Genomic DNA, 26,906 nt, shown 5'->3' with positions numbered 1-26,906 from the left:
CCTCCAAGTTGCAAAGATAATAATACTATAACCTGTTTACGGCCGAAGTAACATAAAAAAAATCAGCCGGGAAAACCGGCTGATTTTTGATTAAAATGAGCAGCTTACAACATCGATCTGATTTGTGTCTAAGGCGAAATAAACCCAGCGGCGCCGTGAATGATCCCAGTAAAAGCCGCCGACGGATCTTCTGCCAAGGATAATTGGGTAGAACCAAAATGAGCGGCCATTGGTTAACCAAACATAGGTAAACCGGAAAAGGCAAGGACGAATGGTGATTGGTTCAACTAACAAAACGGCTCCTTGAGAACTCTGCGGTTTTTTTGGTTTCGCTGGTATTTGGGAAGGAGGAGGTCCCTGTGGCGCACCGCCGAATCCCGGAACGGCACCGCCGCCAATGCCAGGGCCGGAGCCGCCGCCGAATCCCGGAACAGCGCCGCCGCCAATGCCAGGGCCGGAGCCGCCGCCGAATCCCGGAACAGCGCCGCTGCCAATGCCAGGCCATGGATATCGATATTCATATTCAAAAGCAGGCCAAGGCTCATAAAAATGTCCCGCAAACATATAAGGATCAACATAATACATGTGATAACGCCCTTTCTCATTGTAAACTGTACACTGCAGTTTATGCGGGCAGACTCTTATTGGTGCATTCGCCTATGGATATAAACTGGAATGCGTTCAGGGAGCAGATTCATTTGATTTTTCCCTAGTCTTATTCACAATTTCGATTTATCATTTTATAATGAAAGTGCTTCTATTACGAAAAAGGAGACAGACCGTGAATATCGATCAATTATTATATCAATATATCATAGACCACACTGCGGACATTACTGAGAAATGGTTCAGTTTACGCTGCCAGCTACAAGGAGAGCTGTATTCCGCCGACGATTTAAGTGCAGAAACGAAAACGCTTTTAACCGAGCAGCATACATTTACCAATATAACAATTGCAAGCGCGTTTCTAGAGGATCAAACCGATTTTCAAGAAAATATGGCGAAATGGGCGCAAACCGTTGCGAAAAACAGGGTAGAGCAGGATGTTCAGGTGCATGAGGTCGTAGAAGCCATATCCAATTCTAGAATCTCATTCTGGGACGCAGTCGTCACATTTATAAAAGAAAATCAGGAGATCGTCACAAATGAAGATGCAGACCGATGGAACCGCATTGTGAATCAGTCGTTCGATAAGCTGATTATTGAATTCTCCGAGCAGTACCAAAAATTCATGCTGATGAGGCTTACATCTCAGCAGGAACTGATCTCAGAGCTTGGCTGTCCGGTCATTTCCATTGCTGATGGAATCGGGATATTGCCGCTTATCGGCTCAGTTGATACAAAACGGGCACAGATCATTTTAGAAACAGTGCCGGTCCGCTGTGTCGAGAGAAAAATCACAAGCCTCGTTGTTGATCTTTCGGGTGTCCCGATTGTGGATACCATGGTGGCGCAGCAATTGTACAACCTGTCTAAAACGCTTTTCTTATTAGGCGTCAAAGCCGTATTTTCAGGGATTCGCCCGGATGTGGCCCAAACATCGATTCAATTGGGGCTTGATTTTAGTGATTATGAAACGTATGGCACGCTGAAGCAGGCATTAGAAAACATGGGTGTCCGCTGTATTGTTGAAGAATTGGAAGAAAACAAATAGGAAGTTTCCAGGCATATGATTGTCCGTCATCGGGTGATCATATGCCTTTTTGATTTGAAGAGAAATCACCATTGATTTATCAAAAAAAACATAATATTATAATTCTTATAAGAATACTGTGAATTAAAATCTATTCAACAGGGGGGAAGGTCTTTTGGTTTCAAAATCAACGATTGATCCAGAAGTGATTGAAAAAATCATCAGTTCGTTGGAAACGCTCGATTTCGGCACCGTTCAGATTACGGTTCATGATTCTCAGGTTACCCAAATTGAGAAAATAGAAAAGCATCGTTTTTCGCTGAAAAGGAAAGAATCGAAATGATAACGTAAAGGGCGTTTGTTTTCATTAAATTCTCCTTAAAACATATACATATTTCATCCAATTTTTATATAATAGACCTTTAAGATCATTTTTTAGGAGGATTTTTGACATGCAAGCTACGGTTCACGAGAGTAAGCAATCGATCATGCAACGCATTTTGACAGTCTTTGTCTTCACATTGCTGATCGCGACTGTCGGCCTTTTTATCGGCCAATTTGTTCCTGTCGCTTTGATGCTGCCGCTTTCTATTCTTGAAGTGGCGATGATTATTCTGGCCTTCTGGATGCGCAGAAGAAAAGCGGTCGGGTATGCGTTTGTATATACATTCGCGTTCGTTTCCGGCATTACCTTATTTCCGATCGTCAGCCATTACGCTTCCATTGCCGGCGCCTATGTCGTGCTTGAAGCCTTTGGTTCTACATTTGTCATTTTTGCCGTCTTAGGCACAATCGGCGCAAAAATGAAGAAGGATTTATCCTTCCTGTGGTCATTTCTGATGGTAGCGGTGCTCGCCCTCGTTGTGGTTGGCATTTTCAACATTTTCAGCCCGTTAAACTCAGCGGCGATGATGGCGTATTCCGTGATTGGAACCATCGTCTTTTCCCTTTACATTTTGTATGATTTGAACCAAATCAAGCACCGCCACATTACGGAAGACTTAATTCCCGTTATGGCATTATCGCTGTACCTTGACTTTATCAACTTATTCATCAACCTGCTCCGCTTCTTCGGCATTTTGAGCAGTGATGATTAATAAAAAAGCGCCTGTCATGAGATAGGCGTTTTTTGCCATACATCAAAAAGGCAGGTGGAGTATTGGTGAAAAAACAAATGGGCGCATATGTATCTTTGGCAGCAGCTATGGCGATCGTCGGCAGCTCTGTCGTTGTCGGCAAGCTGATGGTCGAACGGATTCCGGTCTTTCTTTCCTCAGGATTGCGTTTTTTGATCGCTTCTGTCGTATTGCTCACGCTGCTGTTTTGCATTGAAAAAGGGTTACCGGCTTTAACGAAAAAAGATGTGCTCGTCTTGCTGGTGCAATCATTTACAGGTGTGTTTTTGTTCAGTATTTGCCTGCTGTATGGGGTTCAATATACGACGGGAACGGAAAGCGGCATTTTGACAAGCACAACCCCGATGGTGATCGGTATTTTATCCTTTTTCCTGCTGAGAGAAAAAATAGAGAAAAAGACGCTGATTGGCATTTTGCTGGCGGTTTGCGGCGTAATGGCGATTCATCTGTTTGGGGCGGGGAGCCAAGATGGGGCGCCGCACGCCTTATTCGGGAACATGCTGATCATTGCTGCAGTCATTGGCGAAGCGTTGTTTACATTGATGGCCAAGCTGCTATCCCCGCATATTTCGGCTCTGGCGATTTCGACCTTCGTATCGCTCTTCGGCTTCCTGTTTTTTCTCCCGTTTGCTTTGTTTGAGGCCTCTTCATTTGATTACAGCGTGCCGACTGTTTTGGATTGGTCGTACGTGCTGTATTACGCGCTTTTTGTTACCGTTTTAGCATTTTACTTATGGTATAGCGGGGTGACGAAGGTGCCTGCGGGTGTATCGGGCATTTTCACATCCGTTCTTCCGGTCTCCGCTGTTATTTTGTCAGGCGTAATATTGAAGGAGCCGTTTGAGTTTGTGCATTTCATCGGCATTGCATGTGTCATCGGCGGCATATTTGTTACGGTCATAAAGAAAAAACAGCCGGATGCGTATCCGGTTGCAAAAGAAAAGACGCTGTAGCCTGTCCGGATCGGACGGGTTTTTTAGTCTTTAAACACGTTCAGCCTTTCAAAAAGATCACCAAGCATCTTTACGAACATATCTTTTTCCTCATCGCTGTAGTTTTCCATGACCGCGGAGATTTTGCTGAAATGGGCTGGCAAAAATTGCTCAAGGCGTGCTTTGCCTTCCGTTGTCATTTCAATGCTGATTTTTCGTTTATCCTCTGTGTGATACCTCCGGCTGACAAAAACGTCTCTCGCCAACCCGTCCAGCAGACCTGTAATCGTCGCTTTCGTGACGTTTGACTGCTTGGCGAGCTCTGTGGGACTTAACCTATGATCCCTGGCATCAAAGAGCAGCATCTGGCGATCGAGGATGCCATCGTCCTCGCCGAAGAGCCGGGAGCGGAAGAACTGATTGGGGAGTGCTATGCGGTGTTGAGGGAAGGGTATTAAATAGGAAAAGTCCAGAAAGTGATTTCTGGACTTTTTAGTCTTGCTCTGTTTTATTCCTTATCCGCTCAATCACCTCATGCAGCCCCTCAGGCTTATAAAACTCCACCGGTGAACTGCCCTTCTCAAACGAAATCGTCTCGGCTTCAATCAGCGCGACATAGCGCCCGTTTACTTTTGCGAGATGAATAGAATCGCCAAAATCCGCTAGCAATCCCTTAATCTCTGTTTCTCCGACTTTCATTTTCAGCTGGGCCTCTGGCGTGTGCTCGATGATTTGGGCGGAGGCTTCAATCACTTGATGGGTGTCGAGGCGCTCTTGGATCTCCCGCTTTTCGCTCGCTTCCCAAATCTCAATGTCGTGCTCGAACTGCTTGAGCTCTTCGCTATTGTCTTCAAATGTCTCGTAGACGTGCTCCTGCACCATGTTCATGACCTGGTTTTTCATGATTTCCGGCATCGATTCGCCGTACTCGACGAATTTCAGAAAGTCCTCAAAATAGCGGGCGTGCGAGGCCTGGTGGATTTTCAGCTCGCCTTCCTCGACCATTCCTTCCTCGGGCATGTACGGGTATTGGATGCTTTTCATGTTTTTTGTCGTGATCGCCATTTCGACTTTTTTAATGAGAGAAGACGCGTCAGAGATGCGGGCGACCTTCGGCTCAAAGTCACATTTCATAATGAAGACAAATGACTCGTCAAAGTATTTTCTCGGCACGGCTGAAGCGACGAGAAACACGCCGCCGCGGACTGCGCTTGTGTCGAGGTACGTGCGGACGAACTGCTCGCTCAGCTCATTGAAGTCTTCTTTTGTTGCCGCCAGACGCGCGCGGTTGAACATGTTGTAGTTTGGGTTGGAATCAAGCTCGTGGCCGGGCTCGACGATAAAATGGCCGATTTTCGTCGGCACCTGCTCAGACTGCGGATGACGTTCTGCTTTCCGTTTGACGATTTTTTTCAGTTCCCCGTCGAGAAAGTCCTTCAGCTCGCTTTCTTCAAATTCGCCCGTATCAAGGGTCTGAAAGTGCTTGAACTGTTTGTTCGCCTGCTCATCCTTGCCTTCCACCTGTATGACATAAAAGGATAAAAACCGAATTTCAAAATCCATATGTGAACTCACCTTATTCGTGTATTGTACAGCTTCTCAAGTATAGAAAAAACAGCGATCATGCGTCAATTGGAAGAACGGAATAATCATGACCATGAAAGGGAAATGTAGTCAAATAGAAGGCATTTCATACGGAAAGGAATGGTTCGATGAAGGAAACAAGCCCGATTCCTCAGCCGAAGACGTTTGGGCCGCTCGGCAATTTGCCTTTAATTGATAAAGACAAACCGACGCTTTCACTGATCAAGCTAGCGGAAGAACAGGGTCCGATTTTTCAAATCCATACACCCGCGGGCACGACGATTGTGGTGTCCGGCCATGAATTGGTGAAAGAGGTTTGTGATGAAGGACGGTTTGATAAAAGCATTGAAGGCGCCCTGGAGAAGGTTCGCGCGTTTTCCGGTGACGGATTGTTTACGAGCTGGACGCATGAGCCTAACTGGAGAAAAGCGCACAACATTCTGATGCCGACGTTCAGCCAGCGGGCCATGAAGGACTATCATGAGAAAATGGTCGATATCGCTGTTCAGCTCATTCAAAAATGGGCCAGGCTCAATCCGAATGAAGCTGTTGATGTCCCGGGAGATATGACCCGGCTGACGCTCGACACCATTGGGCTGTGCGGGTTTAACTACCGCTTTAACAGCTACTACAGAGAAACGCCCCACCCGTTTATCAACAGCATGGTGCGGGCGCTTGATGAAGCGATGCATCAAATGCAGCGGCTTGATTTCCAAGATAAGCTTATGGTCAGAACAAAGCGGCAATTCCACCATGATATTCAAACGATGTTTTCGTTAGTCGACAGCATTATTGCAGAGCGCAGGGCGAATGGAGACCAGGATGAAAAAGATTTGCTCGCCCGCATGCTGAATGTGGAAGATCCGGAAACGGGTGAAAAGCTCGACGACGAAAATATCCGCTTTCAAATCATTACGTTTTTGATTGCCGGGCATGAAACAACGAGCGGCCTGCTGTCCTTTGCGACCTACTTTTTATTGAAGCATCCTGACAAACTGAAAAAGGCGTATGAAGAGGTAGATCGGGTGCTGACAGATGCAGCGCCGACCTATAAACAAGTGCTCGAGCTGAAATACATACGGATGATTTTAAATGAATCACTGCGCTTATGGCCGACAGCTCCGGCTTTTAGCCTTTATCCAAAAGAAGACACAGTCATTGGCGGAAAGTTCCCGATCACGACGAAGGACAGAATTTCTGTGCTGATTCCGCAGCTTCATCGTGATCGAGACGCTTGGGGAAAGGACGCCGAGGAATTCCGGCCGGAACGGTTCGAACATCAGGACCAAGTGCCTCATCATGCGTACAAACCGTTCGGAAATGGGCAACGGGCCTGTATCGGCATGCAGTTTGCCCTTCATGAAGCCACACTTGTGCTGGGCATGATTTTAAAATATTTCACGCTGATTGATCATGAGAATTATGAGCTTGATATCAAACAAACCTTAACGCTCAAGCCCGGCGATTTTCGCATCAGGGTTCAAACCCGTCAGGAAGCCATTCATGCTGACATCCATGCAACAGAAAAGCCGGGGCCTGATAAGCAAAAAGAAGAAACGGAGACAAAGGACGCATCGGTCATCGGCCTTAACAACCGCCCGCTTCTCGTGCTGTACGGCTCTGATACCGGCACCGCAGAAGGCGTCGCCCGGGAGCTTGCAGATACAGCCAGTCTTCACGGCGTCAGGACCGAAGTGTCACCTCTGAACGATCAAATTGGCAAGCTGCCGACAGAGGGAGCGGTTGTCATTGTGACCTCGTCCTATAACGGAAAACCGCCAAGCAACGCGAGACAGTTTGTCCAGTGGCTCCAAGAAATCAAACCCGGTGAGCTTGAGGGCGTCCATTACGCGGTATTTGGCTGCGGCGACCACAATTGGGTGAGCACGTATCAAGACGTGCCGAGATTCATTGATGAACAGCTTGCAGAGAAAGGCGCGACTCGGTTTTCTGCGCGCGGGGAAGGTGATGTCAGCGGTGATTTCGAAGGGCAGCTTGATGAGTGGAAAAAGAGCATGTGGGCGGACGCCATCAAAGCATTCGGACTGGAGCTTAATGAAAACGCCAATAAGGAACGAAGCACGCTGAGCCTTCAGTTTGTCAGAGGGCTGGGAGAGTCTCCGCTTGCCCGATCGTATGAAGCGGCTCACGCATCCATCGCCGAAAATCGTGAGCTTCAGTCCGCGGACAGCGATCGAAGCACCCGCCATATCGAAATCGCATTGCCGCCGGATGTTGAATATCAAGAGGGCGACCACCTTGGCGTATTGCCAAAAAACAGTCCAACCAATGTCAGCCGGATTCTCCATAGATTCGGTCTGAAGGGAACAGACCAAGTGACATTGTCGGCAAGCGGCCGCAGTGCGGGGCATCTGCCATTGGGCCGTCCTGTCAGCCTGAATGATCTTCTCAGCTACAGCGTTGAGGTGCAGGAAGCAGCCACAAGAGCGCAAATACGTGAACTGGCCGCTTTTACAGTGTGTCCGCCGCATAAGCGCGAATTAGAAGAACTGACAGCAGAGGGTGTTTATCAGGAACAAATATTGAAAAAACGAATTTCCATGCTGGATCTGCTTGAAAAGTACGAAGCATGCGACATGCCGTTTGAACGATTTTTAGAGCTATTACGCCCGTTAAAACCGAGATATTATTCGATTTCAAGCTCTCCAAGAGTGAATCCGGGGCAAGCATCAATCACAGTCGGCGTTGTGCGCGGCCCGGCGTGGAGCGGCCGTGGCGAATACAGGGGTGTGGCATCAAATGATTTAGCTGAGCGTCAAGCCGGTGATGATGTCGTGATGTTTATCCGCACACCGGAATCCCGGTTTCAGCTTCCGAAAGACCCTGAAACTCCAATTATTATGGTTGGGCCAGGCACGGGAGTCGCGCCATTCCGTGGCTTCCTTCAAGCCCGCGATGTTTTAAAGCGGGAGGGGAAAACGCTCGGTGAGGCTCATCTCTATTTTGGATGCAGGAACGATCGGGATTTTATTTACCGAGATGAGCTTGAGCGATTTGAAAAAGACGGAATCGTCACTGTCCACACAGCCTTTTCCCGAAAAGAGGGCATGCAGAAAACATATGTCCAGCATCTCATGGCTGAACATGCAGAAACCTTAATATCGATTCTTGACCGCGGAGGCAGGCTTTATGTATGCGGTGACGGCAGCAAAATGGCCCCGGATGTGGAGGCGGCACTTCAAAAAGCGTATCAGTCTGTTCATGGAACCGGGGAACAAGAAGCGCAAAACTGGCTGAGACACCTGCAGGATACCGGCATGTACGCCAAAGATGTCTGGGCAGGGATATAGATAAAGAAGACTGGAGACATCCAGTCTTTTTTGTCCTTTCGAAAAAATGGTGATCACGTTAAACATTAGTGCATACAATAACTTCAGTCCGCCTTAAAGGGCGGGCTGTCTGCAAAACCTATTTTTCGTTTTTGCTAGTTTATGTTATTCTTATACTCGGTATCTATTTCTTTTTTCAAAGGCACACATGACAAAAGAAATCCTTTTTTTATTTCTGAGGAAAAAAGTGAAACGAAATGAAGGTTTCTTTCGTCCAGTGATTGGTTTCCAAATGGTTGTAATAAAAATGGTATGGTGCGAAACATAAATATTCCGGCTTGCCGCGGTGTATTTATTGTTGTGTGATGCCTTGATTTTGTTTGGAAAGAAGAAATGAGAAGGCAGGATATAAAGAGCAGGTAAATATGAGTGAAGAACTTAAAGTGTTTAAGAAAGTAGAGGTTGCCATGAAGAAACTTTTTTCTTACAAACTTAGCTTTTTTGTGCTGGCTGTTATACTGTTTTGGGCAAAAACGTATTTATCCTACAAGACTGAGTTTAATCTTGGGGTAAAAGGCACAACCCAGGAGATCCTCCTGATATTTAACCCATTCTCAAGCGCCGTCTTCTTTTTAGGACTGGCTTTGCTGGCGAAAGGGCGTAAATCAGCCATTATTATGCTGATTATCGATTTCTTGATGACATTTGTGTTATATGCAAATATTTTATTCTATCGTTTCTTTGACGATTTCTTGACGTTCCCGAACATTAAGCAGTCCGGAAACGTTGGAAACATGGGAGACGGTATTTTCAGTATCATGGCCGGTCATGATATTTTCTATTTCTTAGATATTATCATTTTGATTGCGGTATTGATCTGGAGACCTGAATTAAAAGAATACAAAATGAAAAAACGCTTTGCATCTTTAGTGATCCTTTCCGGGGTCGCACTGTTTTTCATCAACCTGCACTATGCGGAAAAAGACCGTCCGCAGCTGCTGACAAGAACGTTTGACCGCAATTATATCGTGAAATATTTAGGTCTTTACAACTACACCATTTATGACGGTGTACAGACGGCTCAAACAGAAACGCAAAGAGCCTATGCAAGCAGCGATGATCTAACAAGCGTCGAGAATTACACGACGTCTCATTATGCGAAACCGAACGCCGAGTACTTCGGCTCTGCCAAAGGCAAAAATATCATTAAAATTCACCTCGAAAGCTTCCAGTCATTCCTGATTGACTACAAGCTGAACGGTGAAGAGGTAACGCCTTTCTTAAATAAACTTGCGCACGGCGGAGAAGATGTGACGTATTTTGATAACTTCTTCCATCAGACAGGCCAGGGAAAAACATCTGACGCCGAGCTGACAATGGATAACTCGATCTTCGGCCTTCCAGAAGGCTCCGCGTTTGTGACGAAAGGCGAAAACACTTACCAGTCGCTTCCGGCGATTTTAGACCAGAAGGAAGGCTATACAAGCGCTGTCCTGCATGGTGATTACAAATCGTTCTGGAACCGTGACCAGATTTACAAACATATCGGATACGACAAGTTCTTCGACGCAAGCACGTATGATATGTCAGATGAAAATGTCATCAATATGGGACTGAAGGATAAGCCGTTCTTTACAGAATCGATTCCAAAGCTTGAGTCTCTTAAACAGCCGTTTTACGCGCATTTGATTACATTGACAAACCATTATCCGTTTAACCTGGATGAAAAAGACGCGTCCCTTAAAAAAGCGACAACCGGCGATAACACAGTAGACAGCTACTTCCAAACAGCGCGTTACCTTGACGAAGCGCTTGAGCAATTCTTCAAGGAGCTGAAGGAAGCCGGCCTGTATGACAACTCAGTCATTATGATTTATGGTGACCATAACGGTATTTCTGAAAACCATAACCGAGCGATGAAAGAGATTCTTGGAAAAGAGATCACAGATTATCAAAACGCACAGAACCAGCGTGTGCCGCTGATGATCCGCGTTCCTGGCAAAAAAGGCGGAGTGAACCATACGTATGGCGGCGAAATTGACGTCATGCCGACACTTCTGCACTTAGAAGGAATTGATTCTCAGAAATATATCAACTTTGGTACTGACTTATTCTCTAAAGACCACGACGATACAGTGGCATTCAGAAACGGAGACTTCGTAACGCCGAAGTACACATCAGTCGACAATGTCATTTACGATACGAAGACTGGTGAAAAATTGAAAGCGAATGAAGAAACGAAGAATCTGAAAACAAGAGTGAACCAGCAGCTGAGCCTTTCAGACAGTGTCCTGTACAAAGACTTGCTGAGGTTCCATAAACTAAATGATTTCACAGCCGTTGATCCGTCAGACTATCATTACGGCAAGGAAAAAGAAATCAAATAAGATGAAAAAGAGCCTTGAGCGGGCGCATTGCCTTCGCTCAAGGCTCTTTTTTTGGTTATATAACCAACTTGAAAAAATAGATTCCATTTGGTCACCAAGGCTGGCTTTCTCTCATATCATTACAGTAGATTTTGAAACCGGTATTGAAATCGGACAAATTATCGGGGAAATGCCTTGATAGATTGTAAAGATGTACCAGGTTTCGAACTCAATATTCATAGAGATGAGGGGTAGAGATGAAAGCGGTCATTCTCTGCGGCGGAAAAGGAACGAGAATGAGTGAAATCACGAATGACATTCCTAAACCGCTCGCCATGATAGGCGGCAAACCGATTCTATGGCATATTATGAAAATCTATCAGTACTACGGAGTAAACGAGTTTATTCTGCTTTTGGGCTATAAAGGCGAAAAAATCAAAGAATACTTTCTCGACTATGAATGGAAGCACAACAGCCTGACACTCGACAGCGCTACGGGAGAGGTACAGATGCTGGGGCAGCCTGAAACGTGGAAAATTACGTTTTTGGAGACTGGGGAAGATACGCTGACAGCCGGAAGAATCTTGCAGGCGAAAGACTATATCGGTGATGAAACATTTCTGCTCACCTATGGGGACGGGCTGGCCAATATCAATCTTTTCCATCTCATCAGCTATCATCAGACAAAAGGTGCTGCCGCGACTGTCACCGGCATTGACAAAGTCTCGCAGTTTGGCACCTTGAGGGTTGAGGACGGCATGGCGAAAACATTTTCTGAGAAGACATCAAGTGACGGAATCATCAATGGCGGATTCTTCGTTCTCAGTCCCAAGGTTTTCGATTATTTGCCGAAGGACGGGAACACAATGTTCGAAGATGAACCGCTGAAGAACCTTGCCAAAGACGGAGAGCTTGCCGTGTACCGCCATTATGGATTTTGGACGGCCATCGATACGTATAAAAATCTCTTAGAAGTCAACAAGATGTGGGATCAAGGACAACAAGTATGGAAGGTATGGTGAACCGATTTGAGTTTCTGGAAAAATAAAAACGTATTTGTTACGGGGTGTACAGGTCTTTTAGGAAGCTATTTGGTGAAAGAGCTGATCGAACAGGGCGCAAACGTGACGGGGCTTGTCAGGGATCATGTGCCCCAATCCAATCTGTATCAGGGAGACCATATCAAGAAAATGAACATCGTGCGGGGCTCTCTTGAAGATTTGGCTGTCATTGAACGCGCGCTTGGAGAGTACGAGATCGACACTGTCTTTCACCTCGCTGCACAAGCGATTGTCGGGGTGGCAAACCGCAACCCGATTTCTACCTTTGAAGCAAATATTCTCGGCACATGGAATATTCTCGAAGCCTGCCGCAAGCATCCGTTAATTAAGCGGGTCATTGTCGCTTCAAGTGATAAAGCTTACGGCGATCAAGAAAACCTTCCGTACGACGAAAACATGCCGCTGCAGGGCAAGCACCCGTACGACGTCTCAAAAAGCTGCGCAGATCTGATCAGCCACACCTATTTTCACACGTACGGGCTTCCGGTCTGTATTACGCGCTGCGGAAACTTATACGGCGGCGGGGATTTAAACTTCAACCGCATCATTCCTCAGACGATTCAGCTTGTGCTGAACGGGGAAGCGCCGGAAATCCGAAGCGATGGCACCTTTGTCCGGGACTACTTCTATATTGAAGATGCCGTTCAGGCTTATTTGCTTCTTGCAGAGAAAATGGAAGAAAACAATCTTGCCGGAGAGGCCTTTAACTTCAGCAATGAGATCCAACTGACCGTCCTTGAACTGGTAGAGAAAATTTTGAAGAAAATGAACAGTACACTGAAACCTAAGGTGCTGAATCAGGGAAGCAATGAAATCAAACATCAATATTTATCCGCGGAAAAAGCGAGAAAGCTGCTGAATTGGACACCGGCCTACACCATTGATGAAGGACTTGAAAAAACGATTGAGTGGTATACGGAATTCTTCAAAAAGTAATGTGAAACGAGGTGAACATGACTGTGACCAGCGCGTATTGCACCGTTTTATCAAAAGGAAGATTATATCAGGCAGTCGCCTTATTTAAGTCATTAGAGCGAGTAGACCAAGACAGTCCCATTTTTACGCTGTGCATGGACGAAGATACGCACCGCGTGTTACAGAAGCTGAAGATGAAGCAGCTGAACCTTGTGCCGGTGGCCGCTCTTGAAAATGAAATGCTTCTAAAGCTGAAGGAAACTAGAGATCAAAGTGAGTATTGCTGGACGATGAAGCCGATCTTTCTGCAAGCTGTGCTGAACAGCAATCCCGAGCTGAAGCGTGTGACGTACATTGACGGGGATCTCTTTTTCTACGCAGATCCATCGCCGATTTTTGAAAACCAGCCGGACTGCTCGGTGCTGCTTTCGCGGGGGGATATTGTCATTCCTTCTTTTGAGAAAGAACAGATTGACATGCTGCAGCGTCTTTTAGGCAGATATAATTCTGGGTTTATCAGCTTCAAGCATGATGATGCAGGCACTGACTGCTTGGAGTGGTGGAAGGAACGCTGTCTTGAGGAATGCAAAAATGCGCCTGGTGAAGGAAAATTCGGTGACCAAGGCTATTTGGATTATATGTCTGGGCTGTTTCCGAATGTTTGTGATATTACGACACCCGGCGTGAACATTGGTCATTGGAATTATGGGCAGCATACGTTTTCGTGGGAGGATGGCCGGATCGTGCTGGAGGATGGCAGCCCGCTGATTTTTTATCATTTCAGCGGATACCGAATCGTCAGCATCAATGAAATCAAGCAGATTCATGAAACAACCCGCACAGACCTGCCGTTTGTGCATGAACTGTATCAAGAGACACTGCCGCATATCATTGAGCACATCAAAACATTAGACCCTGAATTTAACGGTTTTGCTTCAAAAGATGACAACAAATAAATGAGTAAATACAGGAAGTGAAAATGAAGTGAAAGCAAGCGTTATTATTCCTGCATATAATTCGAAGGAGCGTCTTTACAACAGCCTTCTGTCATTAAACCAGCAGGAGTGCGATGAAGAATTCGAAGTCATTGTAGCGGACAATGGCTCTGAGGACGGGACGCTCTCGATGCTTGAGTCATTTCAAGCTGATTTTCCGCTGATCTTTACACGGATTAAAGAAAACAGGGGCATTGCGTACGGACGAAATCAGGCGCTGCGCAATGCCAGAGGAGATATCCTGATTTTCCATGACAGCGATATGCTTGCGGCAAAGGACCTTGTGGCAAAACATATTAAAGCCCATGAGAATGAAGAGAATCTCGTCGTGTGCGGGTTGTTTTGGAAACGGATCTACAGTTTTTATTATGAACGGTTTGAAGAAGAACATAAGGAACAGCTCGCAAAGCTCACAGATGAAATGCCGAAGAAAGACAAACAAAAGCTGCTGGAGGAAGCGGACATTAGAAACGGAAGCTTTCTTGATAAAAGCTTTGACCTTAATACCGACTTTATTGACGTGCTCAAGCAGATTTTAGATGAGTACGGAGATGATCTGGAAGGCTATCATATGCCATGGCGCTTTTTTATCACAAATAATTCCTCTGTGAAACGCAAGCATGTCGTTGATCTCGGTTTATTTGATGAGGGCATTGTGCGGTACGGGTTTGAGGATTATGATCTCGGCATCAGGCTTCATCAGGCCGGATTGACCTTCAGGCTTCGGCGCGATATTGTCAGTGTTCATCAGGAGCATCCAAGCAATTGTAAGTCTGTAGACGATATTCGGGCAAACATTGCCTATATGTGCGATAAATACAACAATATCCGCTCCTTAGACGTTCATCTCGCTTTTAACGGGCCGTTCCCGCCTGACATGACGAACAGAATCATGGCTGATATTCAAAAGCTGCTGGAATCACAGAAATATGATATGCTGCTGAATCTGTTTCTTGAGCTTCTGCATGTTGTTAAAGAGCGCAACATTGATCCGGACTGGCGAAAGAAATCCCCAAGGGTGACGGCGAAAAGCTTTGATTTACAAACTGTCCGCAAGCTTCTGCCAAAAGCGAAGAAAAAGCTAGGTGTGAACGATTTTGCCAACGCACTGTATGCGCTTGTCAACGATTTGCTGCACGTGGATCTTAGATCATTGGATGTGGTATAAGTGAGTACATTTCATTTTTCAACGATAGTGTCAAGGACACATATCTTTAAGCTCATGCCTATGATTCATTCTCTCCATGAGCATTGCGATGATTTTCATTTATATGTGCTGTGTGTCGACCAGAAAGCGTACGAATTGCTTCAGCACGTTCCATGGGAGCATGTCACCTTTGTGCAGCTGCATGAAATGGAAGACCCGGAGCTGCTGAAAGCGAAAAGCAACAGAACGTTTCATGAATATTGCTGGACGTTAAAGCCCGCCTTTTTGTTTCATGTGATGAGCAAGTGGGATAACGCTGAATACTTTGCCCATATGGATACGGATCTATTTTTCTTTTCTGATCCGGCACGTATTTTTGCAGAAAACCCAACAGCGTCTCTGTATTTGACTGATCATCGTAATTCGCCGCGCTTCACGTCCTACTACGACCGAACCGGACGCTTTAATACAGGCTTTGTCGGTGCCGGTAATACAAAGGAAGCATATGAAGCGGTATGGCAGTGGAGACAGGACTGTATTGCATTTTGTACGGTCGAAATGGATACGGAACGAAAGACATATGGTGATCAAAGATATGTGGAGAAATGGCCGGTGCAGTTTAAAGGTGTTCATGTTGTCAAATCAATAGGAGCCAATACAGCGCTTTGGAATATCGAAAACTATAAGGTCGGGCAAAAGGACGGCCGCGTGTATATAGATGAAACGCCGCTGATTTTCTATCATTTCTCAGGGTTTACACTGGTGACAGAAAAAGAGTTTAATCTTTGCTGGTACTACCGGATTGAAGACGAAGCGACAATTGAGATGATTTATATGCCGTATATATTAAATCTGAAAAAATGGATTGATGAAATACAGTCGGCGTTTCCGGACTTTGCGGATGGCTTTATCCCGAAGCACGCAGTGCCTGACACTCATTTTATCCAGCTGGATTAAAAAACCCCTGCCGCCTGGCAGGGGTTTTTTCAGCTATGCCATTCTCTCACCTTCTGGTCACTTGGCAATAGGAAGGCAAGGATGCCGAGGACAGGGAGAAAGGCAATGGCGATCATCGTCGGGGTCAGTCCCGCTGCATCAATCAGAGCGCCCAGCGCCACAGCGCCGATCGCGCCCATTCCGAAGGCAAGCCCGACGGTTAACCCAGACATTGTGCCGATTTTTCCAGGAACTAGTTCCTGTGCATAGACAACCGTTACGGAGAAGCTCGACATCAGAACCACGCCAATCAATGCGAGCACGCCATAGGCGAGAACCGGGCCGGCAAATGGCAGCAAAATCGCCAGCGGCGCCGAGCATAACAGCGAACCGAGGATAACGAAGCGTTTTCCAAAACGGTCTGCAAGCGGGCCGCCGAGAAACGTGCCGATCGCGCCAAACAGCAAGAAGACAAAAATATAGCTTTGTGCCTGCTGAATGCTTACGTGATATGTATCCATCGCGTAAAACGTGTAAAAGTTGCCGATCGCACTCGTATACCAGGAACGCGCAAAAATGAGAAATATAATAATAATAAGAGCAGATACAACAGATTTGGTGATGGCTGTGTTTTCAGCCGTTTTCTTTTGCTTGCCTGATTTCTGGGCGAGACTGCCAAGACGTGAGGCGTACCATTTTGCAATATACATGAGAAACATAACAGCAAGCGCGGCGACAAGCGTGAACCAAACAGCGCCGAATTGCCCGAGCGGCACAAGGATCAGCGCGGTGATCAGCGGCGCCATCGCTTGGCCTGAGTTTCCGCCCACTTGATAAATCGACTGGGCGAGTCCGCGTTTTGTGCCGGCGGCCATATATGCCACACGAGAGCCCTCCGGATGGAAAATGGCTGAGCCTAATCCAATGAAAAACACACAGCATAAGATCGTGATGAATGACGGGGCGAATGCAAGACCCAAAATGCCAAGCATGCTGGCGGTCAAACCGACTGGAAGCGCGTACGGCCGCGGCCGTTTATCGGTATACCAGCCGACGACAGGCTGCATCACGGATGACACCATGTTTAATGTGAAAGCGATGATGCCGAGCTGTGTAAACGTCAGGCTCATGGAGCGTTCCAAAATAGGAAACATGGCCGGAATCACGGCCTGCAGCGAATCGTTGAGCATATGGCAGATTCCGATAATAATCAAAATCGGATACACCGTGGTGCCGGGTTTTTGAACTGTTTTTTCTTTTAACGGGGCGGCGATAGCCAATTGAGTCTCCTCCTTACATATATAGCCAAAGCATACCATCATATTATTCATAAGGTGAAGAATTTATCAAGAGGAAAAAAGACTTTTATGAAAGAAACGCCGCCAGCCGATTAGCAGCTGACGGTATTTTCGATATTCAAAATGTGATATAGCTCTTCAAGCTTACGAATCTCATAGGTTGGGATGATCTCTGGCACATTCGGCTTCATCTCAGGGTTCATCCAGCAAGTATCAAGCCCGGCGAGCTGGCCGCCTTTAATGTCAGCAGTCAACGAATCCCCAATGATTAATGTGTGCTCTGCTGAAAATTGGGGAATCCGTTCAAACACGTAATCGAAATATTCTTTCATCGGCTTTTGGAAGCCTGTGTCTTCAGAAACGAAAATGTCCTTGAAGAACGGAAATAATCCTGAGTCACGGAGACGCTTGTATTGTGTGTTAGACACGCCGTTTGTCACGATGTACAAATCAAACTGATGCTGCAGATTTGAGATGAGAGCAAAAGCACCGTCTATCAGCTGATGTCCTTCTTCAAGAAAGCTGCGGTATTTTTGCTCAAGCAAAGCGCCGTCCGCCTCGTAACCGTACTCCTCGAGCAAAGCGGAAAAACGCGTATTCACGACTTCATCCCGTGTTATCTTTCCTTCTTCAAAGGCTCTCCAGAGACCTTGATTGATGGCTTTATATTGCGTCTTCATGTCACTTGTTAAAGGAATGTTTTGATCTTCAAACAGCAAACGCAGGGCCAAAGCTTCTGCCGCTTTAAAATCAAGGATGGTATCATCTACATCAAATAATAAAGTGCGGTATTGTTTCATCTGTGTGTCTTCCCTTCTCATATGTACTCAAAGTATAGCACATAAAAAAAGGAAAAAGCCGGCGGATGAGTGAGGCACCGCCGGCTGAAAAAGAGATTATTTGTTTAATAAACTGTGTTTTCTCGAATATAGGAAGTAAACCAGCGTTCCGACAGCGATCCAGATGACAAATGAAAGCCATGTGACGCCGGGAAGGCTGTACATGAACCAGAGGCAGATGCCTGCGCTGATAATCGGCACAACCGGAACAAATGGCACTCTGAAGGACGCTTTGATTTCAGGATGTTTCTTTCTTAACACAATGACAGCAATGGAAATGACCGTAAACGCGGCAAGTGTTCCCATGTTCACCAGATGAGCCAGCGTTCCGAGGTTAATAAACCCGGCGATTCCCGCTGCAACGATCCCTGTGAGCCATGTATTGCGAAACGGCGTTTTAAATGACGGATGCACCTTTGCGAACAAGCCAGGCAGAAGGCCGTCTCTGCTCATGGCAAATGTCAAGCGGACCTGAGCGTACAGCAAAGCGAGCATCACCGTCGTAATCCCGATAATCGCACCAACAGAAATAATTCCGGCGACAGTGTCCTGTCCGACGAATTTCAGCGCGAAGGACACCGGATCTCCGACATTCAATTTGGCATAAGGCATCATACCTGTCAGCACAAGCGATACCGCGATGTACAGAACCGTACAGACGGCTAGAGCTGAAATAATGCCGACGGGCATGTTTTTTTGTGGATTTTTCACTTCCTCTGAAGCGTTAGAAACCGCGTCAAACCCAAGGTACGCGAAGAAAACAGTGGCAGCGCTCAGAATGACGCCTTTCATCCCAAATGGCATAAAAGGTGACCAGTTGTCCGGTTTCACATAGCCGATGCCGACAATAATGAACAATAAAATGATCGCGATTTTCATCAGTACGATGACGTTGTTAAAGCGTGTGCTTTCCTTGACGCCTCTGCTGACAATCGCAGTGATGAGGAGAATGATCACTGCAGCCGGAAGATTAAATACGGCATCCGGCGAGCTTCCCGGCGCTCCTGTCAGTGCAGACGGAAGATGGAGATTAAAGCCGGCAAGCAGTGATTGAAAGTAGGAAGACCAGCCGGTGGCAACCGCCGACAGTGCAATGACATATTCAAGCATGAGATCCCATCCGATCAAAAAGGCGAGCAGCTCTCCAAGTGTCACGTATGAGTATGAGTACACGCTACCCGAAATCGGAATGGAAGACGAAAACTCAGCATAACAGAATGCAGCCAGCGCACAGGCGAGCCCTGCTAAAATAAACGATATGATGAGGGCGGGACCTGCACCGGTCGCTGCCACTGTTCCTGTTATGACAAAAATCCCTGTACCGATGACACAACCTATACCGAGCAAGGTTAAATCAAATGCGCTTAACGTACGGGCAAGGCTTTTTGACTTGCTCTGCGCACTCAATGTTTCAAGCGGTTTTTTTCTAAATAATGAACTCATCAAAAGTTCCTCCTGAAAATATTCAAAATATTCTAATCATTATATACAGTTCTTGTTGTATTATATTGTCGAAATTTGACGCAGTCAATAAAATATTTTTCCGCTTTAAACGATAGAAGCAAAACAGCGTTGTCGTATCATAGGATAGCAATTTTTACTAATCTAATATTCAATTTTATGCAGGATGAACCGATAGAAAAAATAGATTCGCCCATATTTTGATTTGCGGTTATAAAGGAGATGCTGACCATGTTTCAATATGAAGAGTTGAATAAACAGTATATCGGCGGGAAATGGCAGGAGGGCAGCAGCCCAAACGTATTGGAAAACAAAAATCCTTATACTCAAAAAACATTCACAACATTCCGTAAAGCGACTGCTGACGATGTAGATGAAGCGTACCGGGCAGCGGCGCTGGCGAAGAAAAAATGGGATGCGGTCAATCCGTTCGAAAAAAGATCCATTTTAGAAAAAGCTGTCACGTATATCGAAGAAAACGAAGAAGCCATCATTTATTTGATTATGGAAGAGCTTGGCGGAACAAGGCTCAAAGCAGCCTTTGAAATCGGTCTTGTCAAAAACATCATAAAAGAAGCGGCGACGTTCCCTGTCCGCATGGAAGGTAAAATTCTTCCGTCCACAATAGACGGAAAGGAAAACAGATTATATCGCGTGCCGGCAGGTGTTGTCGGTGTCATCAGTCCATTTAACTTCCCATTCTTTTTATCTATGAAATCAGTGGCGCCTGCACTCGGAGCCGGCAATGGCGTTGTGTTAAAGCCGCATGAGGAAACGCCGATATGCGGCGGAACGCTGATTGCGAAAATTTTTGAGAACGCGGGAATCCCAGAGGGTCTGCTGAATGTTGTTGTCACAGACATTGCTGAAATCGGAGACAGCTTCGTTGAGCATCCAGTGCCGCGGATTATCTCATTTACCGGTTCTACGAAAGTCGGCAGCTACATCGGGCAGCTTGCGATGAAGCATTTTAAAAAGCCGCTTCTTGAGCTTGGCGGGAATAGCGCCTTCATCGTGCTTGAGGATGCAGATATAGAATATGCGGTCAACGCTGCGGTGTTCAGCCGATTTACACATCAAGGACAAATTTGCATGTCAGCCAATCGCGTGCTTGTCCATTCATCTATTTATGATAAGTTTCTTGAGCTCTATCAGGCAAAAGTGGAATCGCTGAAAGTCGGCGACCCAATGGACCCTGATACGATTATCGGGCCATTAATCAACAGCAGACAGACGGACGGGCTGATGAAGTCTGTTGAGCAAGCAATTGAAGAAGGCGCTGTACCGTTGAAGCTTGGCGGATTTAACGGGACGATTGTGGAACCGACGATCTTAAAAGACGTCAAACCGTTCATGAGCATTGCCAAGGAAGAGCTGTTCGGGCCGGTCGTCTCCTTTATGAAGTTTGATTCAGAAGACGAAGCGGTGGATATCGCAAACGAAACGCCGTTTGGATTGAGCGGTGCCGTACATACGTCAAATCTTGAGCGCGGCGTGGCTTTTGCGAAACGCATTGAAACAGGCATGATTCACGTTAATGACACGACCATTAATGATGAACCGAATGTAGCCTTCGGCGGTGAAAAGCAATCAGGCCTCGGCCGTTTGAACGGTGAGTGGAGCCTTGAAGAATTTACAACGCTGAAATGGATCTCGGTACAGCACGAAAAACGCAGCTTCCCTTATTAATGAATAGGAGTGAATGGAATTGAGCATAAAAACGGAAAAAGAAACCGCAGATATTCTGGACGCATTTATCAAAGTAGCCCCTTATTTAAACAGCCTGGTTCAGGATGATATTACAATCGGCATTTATGATACCGAAAAGCTGCTCGTGAACATACCGGCCAAAACCTTTTCGCTGAACGTAAAAGCCGGTGATCCACTGCAGGAAGGGGATATCATCACAGATGCCATCCGCAGCAATCAGAAGAAAACGAGCATGGTTCCGAAAGAATTGTTCGGCTTCCCGTTGATCGCCCGTGCCATCCCGCTCCACGACGAGAATGGAAGAGTCATTGGAGGCGTTGGCCTCGGTACGAGCCTTGAGGAGTCATCAAAGCTGCATGATGTGGCAGAAAGCTTATCGGCTGTTGTTGAACAAACGGCCGCGGCCATTTCCGACATTTCTGAATCAATTAACGGGTTTTCAACTCAAATGTCAGGCATTTCCTCTCAGGCGAAAAAAGTAAGCGAAAGCGCTGGTGAAATCGCCGATATTTCAGTCACTGTTAAAGGCATCTCTGACCAAAGCAATCTGCTCGGCTTGAACGCCGCGATCGAAGCGGCAAGAGCAGGGGAGTCCGGAAAAGGCTTCTCTGTCGTTGCAGATGAGATCAGAAAGCTGGCGACGCATTCAAAAGAAAATGTCGGCCAAATTGACCAGATTACGAAAAAAATCCACAGCCTGCTAAAAGGGCTGGAGGAATCCATTGAGTCAATTAATCAGCATACAGACGGACAAGCCGCTGCCGTTGAACAAATTTCCGCCACGATGCAGGAGATTTCAGGAAGCGCGCAGCATCTTGCGAAAATGGCAGAAAAAGCGCTTGAGGAAGAGTAAGAGACCGGGGACAAACGTCCCGGGTCTTTTTCTTATCCCGCATTTCCATGAAATTCGTCTGACGTTTTACTAGTTTTATTCCAGCGGCTGATTTAAAATGTACACATGAACTTACGTGAGGATTGATAGGAACCATGAGCATATTAAAAGCGGAAAATCTTTATAAAACATACGGAGATAAAACATTATTTGACCATATCTCCTTTCATATTGAAGAGAATGAGAGAATCGGATTAATCGGGCCGAACGGAACAGGGAAATCAACGCTGCTGAAAGTGATTGCCGGCCTGGAATCTATCGAAGAAGGAGAAATCACGAAATCCGGAAGCGTGCACGTGGAATTTCTTCATCAAGACCCTGAGCTGCCCGCGGGGCAAACAGTACTGGAGCATATCTATTCCGGTGAATCGGCTGTGATGAAAACCTTGCGTGAATATGAAAAAGCGCTGCATGAATTGGGGAAAGATCCCGAAAATGAACAGCGCCAGAAACACCTGCTGGCAGCGCAGGCGAAAATGGACGCGAACAACGCATGGGATGCAAACACCCTGGCAAAAACCGTACTGACTAAGCTGGGTGTCAACGATGTAACAAAGCCGGTCAACGAGCTCTCAGGGGGCCAGAAAAAACGGGTAGCCATTGCCAAAAACTTAATTCAGCCCGCTGATCTGCTCATTTTGGACGAGCCGACAAACCATTTGGATAATGAAACGATTGAGTGGCTTGAAGGATATTTAAGCCAATATCTCGGCTCTGTTATGCTGGTCACGCACGATAGATATTTCTTAAACCGTGTCACGAACCGCATTTATGAGCTAGAACGAGGCAGCCTCTACACGTATAAAGGCAACTATGAAGTGTTTTTAGAAAAACGAGCGGAACGGGAAGCGCAGGCTGAGCAAAAGGAAACGAAGCGGCAAAACCTGCTGCGCCGTGAACTGGCTTGGCTCAGACGAGGAGCGAAAGCCCGATCCACAAAACAAAAGGCGAGAATTGACCGGGTAGAAGCGCTTAAAGAGCAGAAAGGCCCTCAGTCATCGGGTTTACTCGATTTTGCGATTGGCTCGCACCGTCTCGGCAAACAGGTCATTGAAGCGGAGAACGTCATGATCGCTTATGACGGCCGCATGCTCGTCGACGGCTTTAATGAACTTGTCATACCGGGTGAACGGATCGGAATCATCGGGCCGAACGGCATCGGGAAAACAACGCTGTTAAACACCCTTGCCGGCCGTCATACGCCGGACGGAGGCGATATTACGATCGGACAGACGGTCAGAATCGGCTACTATACCCAGGATCATAGTGAAATGAATGGTGAGTTAAAGGTCATTGACTATATAAAAGAAACGGCGGAGGTCGTAAAAACAGCGGATGGCGATATCATTACAGCTGAACAAATGCTGGAGCGTTTCCTCTTCCCGCGTTCAATGCAGCAGACGTATATCCGCAAGCTGTCCGGCGGGGAAAAACGCCGGTTATACTTGCTACAGGTTCTCATGCAGGAGCCGAATGTCCTGTTTCTCGATGAGCCGACGAACGACTTGGATACTGAAACATTAAGCGTTCTTGAGGATTACATCGACCAATTCCCTGGCGTTGTCATTACCGTATCCCATGACCGCTATTTCCTTGACCGCGTCGTCGACCGTTTGATTGTGTTTGAAGGAAATGGTGTTATTTCCCGCTTCCAAGGCTCCTACAGCGATTATATGGAAGAGTCAAAAGCGAAAAAAACAACTGAAAAATCGGCTGCTGAAGCAAAACCGGCTGAAGCCGAGCCAAAGAAAAAACGGAAAAAGCTTTCTTACAAAGACCAGCTGGAATGGGACGGCATCGAAGATAAAATTGCTCAGCTGGAAGAAAAACATGAACAGCTCGAAGCTGACATCGCCGCAGCAGGCAGTGATTTTGGCAAAATCCAAGAGCTGATGGCCGAGCAGGCAAAAACGGCGGAAGAGCTTGAGGCTGCGATGGACCGCTGGACAGAATTGTCCCTCATGATCGAAGAACTGGAAAGCTAAAAAGCGTGGCCGCAGCAGGCCGCGCTTTTTTTCACATAATGTACAAAAACGAATCGGCCTGCTTATGATAGGATGGAATTGTGTGTCAGCGGCACATGGAAAACTAACGGAGATGATGAAGTATGACATGGGTGATCGTGATGTTAATTCTCATGAGTCTGGTGAAAATCGTATTAACCTGTCTTCCTACAGGCGTCATAGAATGGCTGCTCAGCAAATTTGAAGTGCACGCCAAGCTTAGTGATGAAAATGCGAGCCTCTCTCTAGACGGAAAACGTCTTGAGGGTACAGAGAAGCAGAAAGTGATTGATCAATTTAACGAAGCTGTCTTCCTGGAGAAATATTATATTTACCCAGGTGACGAAGAGCGTTATTTATATCCGGAAAACGGCGGCACGCCGCTTGTGATAGATACGAAAAAAGGCAAACATGATGTGAGGCTGTTTGTATACCGCTACGACGACCATATCGACGTCGTAAAACAGTACAAGAAGAAAGTGATCGCGTATCAAGTGCTTTCTGAAAGCCTTCAAAAAGAGTCTCTGTCACTGGCGGGAAGTTTAGCTTAAACAGGAAAGTGAAAGACGGGTGCTTTATGCTGCTCGTCTTTTTTTATTGTTTTTTAAAAGTTAACGTTTACGTTAAGGTTCAAAAGGTGTATAATGGTAACAGAAACGGCGAAGGGGGATTTACCTTGGAATGGATGAAGATTGATCAAGTGGCCAAAAGAAGCGGACTGACAAAGCGGACCATCCGGTTTTATGAAGAAATCGGCTTGATTCCGGCGCCGAAACGGACAGACGGCGGCGTAAGGCTTTATTCAGAGGATGATATGGAGGAGCTTGAGAAAGTCATCAGCACAAAAGAGGTGCTCGGTTTTTCCCTTCAGGAGCTTCAGCATTTCATGGAAACCAGCCGCCAGCTAGAGTTAAACAAAGAGGGGTATTTGTTGTCACTGGATCCCAAAGAACGGAAAGAAAAACTGGAGGAAATTCAGGAAACCCTGAATCACCAGCTGAGTTTGATTGATGAGAAAATCCGCACATTCCAAAGCTTTAAAGAACGCCTGCAGGGCATGAAAGGCAAAGCGGAACGTGCCATTCAATCAATCGAATGAAAAGTTTGCCAAACGCTATTTTTGTAGCGTTTCTTTTACTGGAATAAAAATGGAGGTCAGGTCAAATGGATAAGACAAAACAAGTGAATCAGAAAACAGGTTTGCTCAGCCAGCCGAAAGCGGTATGGGCTGTCGCGTTTGCCTGTGTGATTTCTTTTATGGGAATCGGGCTGGTCGATCCAATTCTTCCGGCCATTGCCGCACAATTACATGCTTCACCTAGTGAAGTATCACTCTTGTTTACAAGTTATTTGCTTGTTACCGGATTTATGATGTTTTTCTCAGGAGCCATTTCCAGCCGCATCGGTGCGAAATGGACATTAATTCTCGGACTTATTTTTATTATTGTGTTTGCGGGGCTTGGCGGCAGCTCAAGTTCAATTGCTCAGCTAGTCGGCTATCGCGGCGGCTGGGGATTAGGTAATGCTTTATTTATCTCCACAGCGCTTGCGGTTATCGTCGGCGTGTCAGTCGGCGGCAGCGCCCAAGCGATTATTTTGTATGAGGCTGCGCTCGGTCTTGGGATTTCTGTCGGACCGCTTGCAGGCGGAGAGCTTGGAAGCATTTCATGGCGGGCACCGTTTTTCGGGGTATCTGTCCTGATGTTTATTGCGTTAATCGCGATTTCTTTCATGCTGCCGAGGCTGCCGAAACCGGCGAAACGCGTCGGTGTGTTTGATGCGATGAAGGCGCTCAAATATAAAGGGCTGCTGACGATGGCGGTATCTGCGTTCTTATACAACTTTGGATTTTTTATTTTGCTTGCCTATTCTCCGTTCGTACTGGATTTAGATGAACATGGTCTTGGGTATGTCTTCTTCGGCTGGGGCCTTCTGCTGGCGATTACGTCAGTCTTTACGGCGCCGCTCGTGCACAAAGCGCTGGGCACAGTGCGTTCGCTCGTCGTTCTCTTTATCGCCTTTGCGGCCATTCTCGTTATTATGGGGATCTGGACAGACCATCAGACTTTGATTATTACATGTATCGTTGTCGCTGGTGCTGTCCTCGGTATGGTGAATACGATCATGACAACCGCTGTGATGGGTTCTGCGCCGGTTGAACGCTCAATCGCGTCTTCAGCCTACAGCTCAGTCCGCTTCATCGGCGGCGCACTCGCTCCGTGGATTGCGGGAATGCTGTCTGAGCACTTCACCGCAAGCACACCATATACAGTCGGCGGGATCGTTGTTTTTGTCGGCATGCTTGTCCTTCTCATGGGACGTAAACATCTTGCCGGGATTAAGGCGGGGCATTAATAACGAAAGACACTGCGCATATGCAGTGTCTTTTTTTAATCGTGGAATCTTCCCATTACTACCGTATTGTAGTAATTTCCGTCAGAAAGCAATTTCTCCTTTTTTAAGATTTCTTTTCGTTTGTTTCCAGGACATTCAGTGAGATTTTTTTAACTCCGTTGATGGTTCATGCTGTAGAGGGGACGTTTGCCATGGATAAGGCAAAGCCTGATGAATATGATCAGAAGTGTTTACAGGTGCTCTTTCATTACATACACAGCGTCATGAAAAACAGCTTTTCGCCCGAGTGGTTTACCGCTTGGACAGATGAGGAGGATTTTGAGCTGTCTGCCAAAAGAGAGCTGACACTTGAT

22 protein-coding genes and 4 pseudogenes are annotated in these 26,906 nt (G+C 46.5%); 19 read left to right on the top strand and 7 right to left on the bottom strand.

Translation table 11 applies throughout. The annotated features are described in order from the left end of the window. Positions 1–90: 90 nt before the first annotated feature. Positions 91–585 carry a hypothetical protein gene (locus QA442_RS18565; RefSeq protein ID WP_095432177.1) on the bottom strand — a complete coding sequence of 165 codons (495 nt, stop codon included), beginning with the start codon at positions 583–585 and terminating at the stop codon, positions 91–93. 196 nt (positions 586–781) lie between these two features. On the opposite strand from QA442_RS18565, the gene QA442_RS18560 reads away from it, so the two are divergent. The 4 genes from QA442_RS18560 (at position 782) to QA442_RS18545 (ending at position 3,722) form a co-directional block, all read left to right on the top strand. Then, positions 782–1,654 (top strand): STAS domain-containing protein, encoded by an 873-nt coding sequence (locus QA442_RS18560; RefSeq protein WP_095432178.1) that lies wholly within the window; start codon positions 782–784, stop codon positions 1,652–1,654. A gap of 154 nt (positions 1,655–1,808) precedes the next feature. Beyond that, positions 1,809–1,976: a YezD family protein gene (locus QA442_RS18555; RefSeq protein WP_014476089.1), complete on the top strand. Its 168-nt coding sequence runs from the start codon at positions 1,809–1,811 to the stop codon at positions 1,974–1,976. Positions 1,977–2,085: 109 nt separating this feature from the next. Then, positions 2,086–2,730 carry a Bax inhibitor-1/YccA family protein gene (locus QA442_RS18550; RefSeq protein WP_014476090.1) on the top strand — a complete coding sequence of 215 codons (645 nt, stop codon included), beginning with the start codon at positions 2,086–2,088 and terminating at the stop codon, positions 2,728–2,730. Positions 2,731–2,762: 32 nt separating this feature from the next. Next, entirely contained in the window at positions 2,763–3,722 is a 960-nt protein-coding gene (locus tag QA442_RS18545) for a DMT family transporter (protein ID WP_423856552.1), read from the top strand. A gap of 23 nt (positions 3,723–3,745) precedes the next feature. On the opposite strand, the pseudogene yetL reads toward QA442_RS18545, so the two are convergent. Continuing rightward, a pseudogene (yetL, locus tag QA442_RS18540) lies at positions 3,746–4,069 on the bottom strand (transcriptional regulator YetL); the annotation flags it as partial. Between the two features lie 21 nt (positions 4,070–4,090). Between yetL and QA442_RS22260 the strand changes: the two are divergent. Continuing rightward, a pseudogene (locus tag QA442_RS22260) lies at positions 4,091–4,159 on the top strand (hypothetical protein); the annotation flags it as partial. A 34-nt stretch (positions 4,160–4,193) separates the two neighbouring features. Here QA442_RS22260 and QA442_RS18530 read toward each other — a convergent pair. Next, on the bottom strand, positions 4,194–5,264 hold the full coding sequence (locus QA442_RS18530; RefSeq protein WP_014663147.1) for a DUF3900 domain-containing protein: 1,071 nt from the start codon (positions 5,262–5,264) through the stop codon (positions 4,194–4,196). Positions 5,265–5,413: 149 nt separating this feature from the next. On the opposite strand from QA442_RS18530, the gene cypD reads away from it, so the two are divergent. The 7 genes from cypD (at position 5,414) to QA442_RS18495 (ending at position 16,016) form a co-directional block, all read left to right on the top strand. Beyond that, on the top strand, positions 5,414–8,596 hold the full coding sequence (gene cypD / locus QA442_RS18525) for a bifunctional P-450/NADPH--P450 reductase (protein WP_095432180.1): 3,183 nt from the start codon (positions 5,414–5,416) through the stop codon (positions 8,594–8,596). A gap of 446 nt (positions 8,597–9,042) precedes the next feature. Continuing rightward, entirely contained in the window at positions 9,043–10,962 is a 1,920-nt protein-coding gene (ltaS1, locus tag QA442_RS18520; protein WP_069840098.1) for a lipoteichoic acid synthase LtaS1, read from the top strand. Positions 10,963–11,198: 236 nt separating this feature from the next. Next, complete coding sequence (locus tag QA442_RS18515; protein WP_095432181.1) at positions 11,199–11,963, top strand: glucose-1-phosphate cytidylyltransferase; 765 nt, start codon at positions 11,199–11,201, stop codon at positions 11,961–11,963. 6 nt (positions 11,964–11,969) lie between these two features. Continuing rightward, a complete protein-coding gene (locus QA442_RS18510) occupies positions 11,970–12,938 on the top strand; it encodes a GDP-mannose 4,6-dehydratase (protein ID WP_071580775.1) in 969 nt (322 codons plus the stop codon). Positions 12,939–12,961: 23 nt separating this feature from the next. Next, on the top strand, positions 12,962–13,873 hold the full coding sequence (locus QA442_RS18505) for a putative nucleotide-diphospho-sugar transferase (RefSeq protein WP_095432182.1): 912 nt from the start codon (positions 12,962–12,964) through the stop codon (positions 13,871–13,873). Positions 13,874–13,901: 28 nt separating this feature from the next. Further along, complete coding sequence (locus tag QA442_RS18500; protein ID WP_095432183.1) at positions 13,902–15,080, top strand: glycosyltransferase family 2 protein; 1,179 nt, start codon at positions 13,902–13,904, stop codon at positions 15,078–15,080. Further along, positions 15,081–16,016: a putative nucleotide-diphospho-sugar transferase gene (locus QA442_RS18495; RefSeq protein WP_095432184.1), complete on the top strand. Its 936-nt coding sequence runs from the start codon at positions 15,081–15,083 to the stop codon at positions 16,014–16,016. Between the two features lie 29 nt (positions 16,017–16,045). On the opposite strand, the gene QA442_RS18490 is transcribed toward QA442_RS18495, so the two are convergent. From QA442_RS18490 to bcaP, 3 genes are all read right to left on the bottom strand, one after another. Further along, on the bottom strand, positions 16,046–17,275 hold the full coding sequence (locus QA442_RS18490; RefSeq protein ID WP_069149148.1) for an MFS transporter: 1,230 nt from the start codon (positions 17,273–17,275) through the stop codon (positions 16,046–16,048). Between the two features lie 110 nt (positions 17,276–17,385). Beyond that, positions 17,386–18,093 (bottom strand): YjjG family noncanonical pyrimidine nucleotidase, encoded by a 708-nt coding sequence (locus tag QA442_RS18485; RefSeq protein WP_095432185.1) that lies wholly within the window; start codon positions 18,091–18,093, stop codon positions 17,386–17,388. Between the two features lie 96 nt (positions 18,094–18,189). Next, a complete protein-coding gene (gene bcaP / locus QA442_RS18480) occupies positions 18,190–19,575 on the bottom strand; it encodes a branched-chain amino acid transporter BcaP (protein ID WP_095432186.1) in 1,386 nt (461 codons plus the stop codon). 249 nt (positions 19,576–19,824) lie between these two features. Between bcaP and yfmT the strand changes: the two genes are divergently transcribed. The 6 genes from yfmT to QA442_RS18450 all read left to right on the top strand — a co-directional run bounded on the left by yfmT (position 19,825) and on the right by QA442_RS18450 (position 26,553). Beyond that, entirely contained in the window at positions 19,825–21,282 is a 1,458-nt protein-coding gene (gene yfmT / locus QA442_RS18475; protein WP_071580769.1) for a benzaldehyde dehydrogenase, read from the top strand. A 13-nt stretch (positions 21,283–21,295) separates the two neighbouring features. Beyond that, complete coding sequence (locus QA442_RS18470) at positions 21,296–22,156, top strand: methyl-accepting chemotaxis protein (protein WP_040083871.1); 861 nt, start codon at positions 21,296–21,298, stop codon at positions 22,154–22,156. A gap of 134 nt (positions 22,157–22,290) precedes the next feature. Then, on the top strand, positions 22,291–24,180 hold the full coding sequence (locus QA442_RS18465) for an ABC-F family ATP-binding cassette domain-containing protein (protein ID WP_095432187.1): 1,890 nt from the start codon (positions 22,291–22,293) through the stop codon (positions 24,178–24,180). A gap of 122 nt (positions 24,181–24,302) precedes the next feature. Next, a complete protein-coding gene (locus QA442_RS18460) occupies positions 24,303–24,749 on the top strand; it encodes a YfmQ family protein (RefSeq protein ID WP_095432188.1) in 447 nt (148 codons plus the stop codon). A 125-nt stretch (positions 24,750–24,874) separates the two neighbouring features. After that, complete coding sequence (locus QA442_RS18455; protein ID WP_014479143.1) at positions 24,875–25,297, top strand: MerR family transcriptional regulator; 423 nt, start codon at positions 24,875–24,877, stop codon at positions 25,295–25,297. Between the two features lie 65 nt (positions 25,298–25,362). Then, complete coding sequence (locus tag QA442_RS18450) at positions 25,363–26,553, top strand: MFS transporter (protein WP_095432189.1); 1,191 nt, start codon at positions 25,363–25,365, stop codon at positions 26,551–26,553. A gap of 35 nt (positions 26,554–26,588) precedes the next feature. Here the strand turns inward: QA442_RS18450 and QA442_RS18445 are convergent. Further along, a pseudogene (locus QA442_RS18445) lies at positions 26,589–26,713 on the bottom strand (GNAT family N-acetyltransferase); the annotation flags it as partial. A 31-nt stretch (positions 26,714–26,744) separates the two neighbouring features. Between QA442_RS18445 and QA442_RS18440 the strand changes: the two are divergent. Next, positions 26,745–26,898, top strand: a pseudogene (locus tag QA442_RS18440) (hypothetical protein). Positions 26,899–26,906 lie beyond the last annotated feature (8 nt).

The organism is Bacillus stercoris (assembly GCF_029772985.1).
Classification (GTDB): Bacteria; Bacillota; Bacilli; order Bacillales; family Bacillaceae; genus Bacillus; species Bacillus stercoris.
This window is presented reverse-complemented; position numbering and strand designations above follow the sequence as displayed.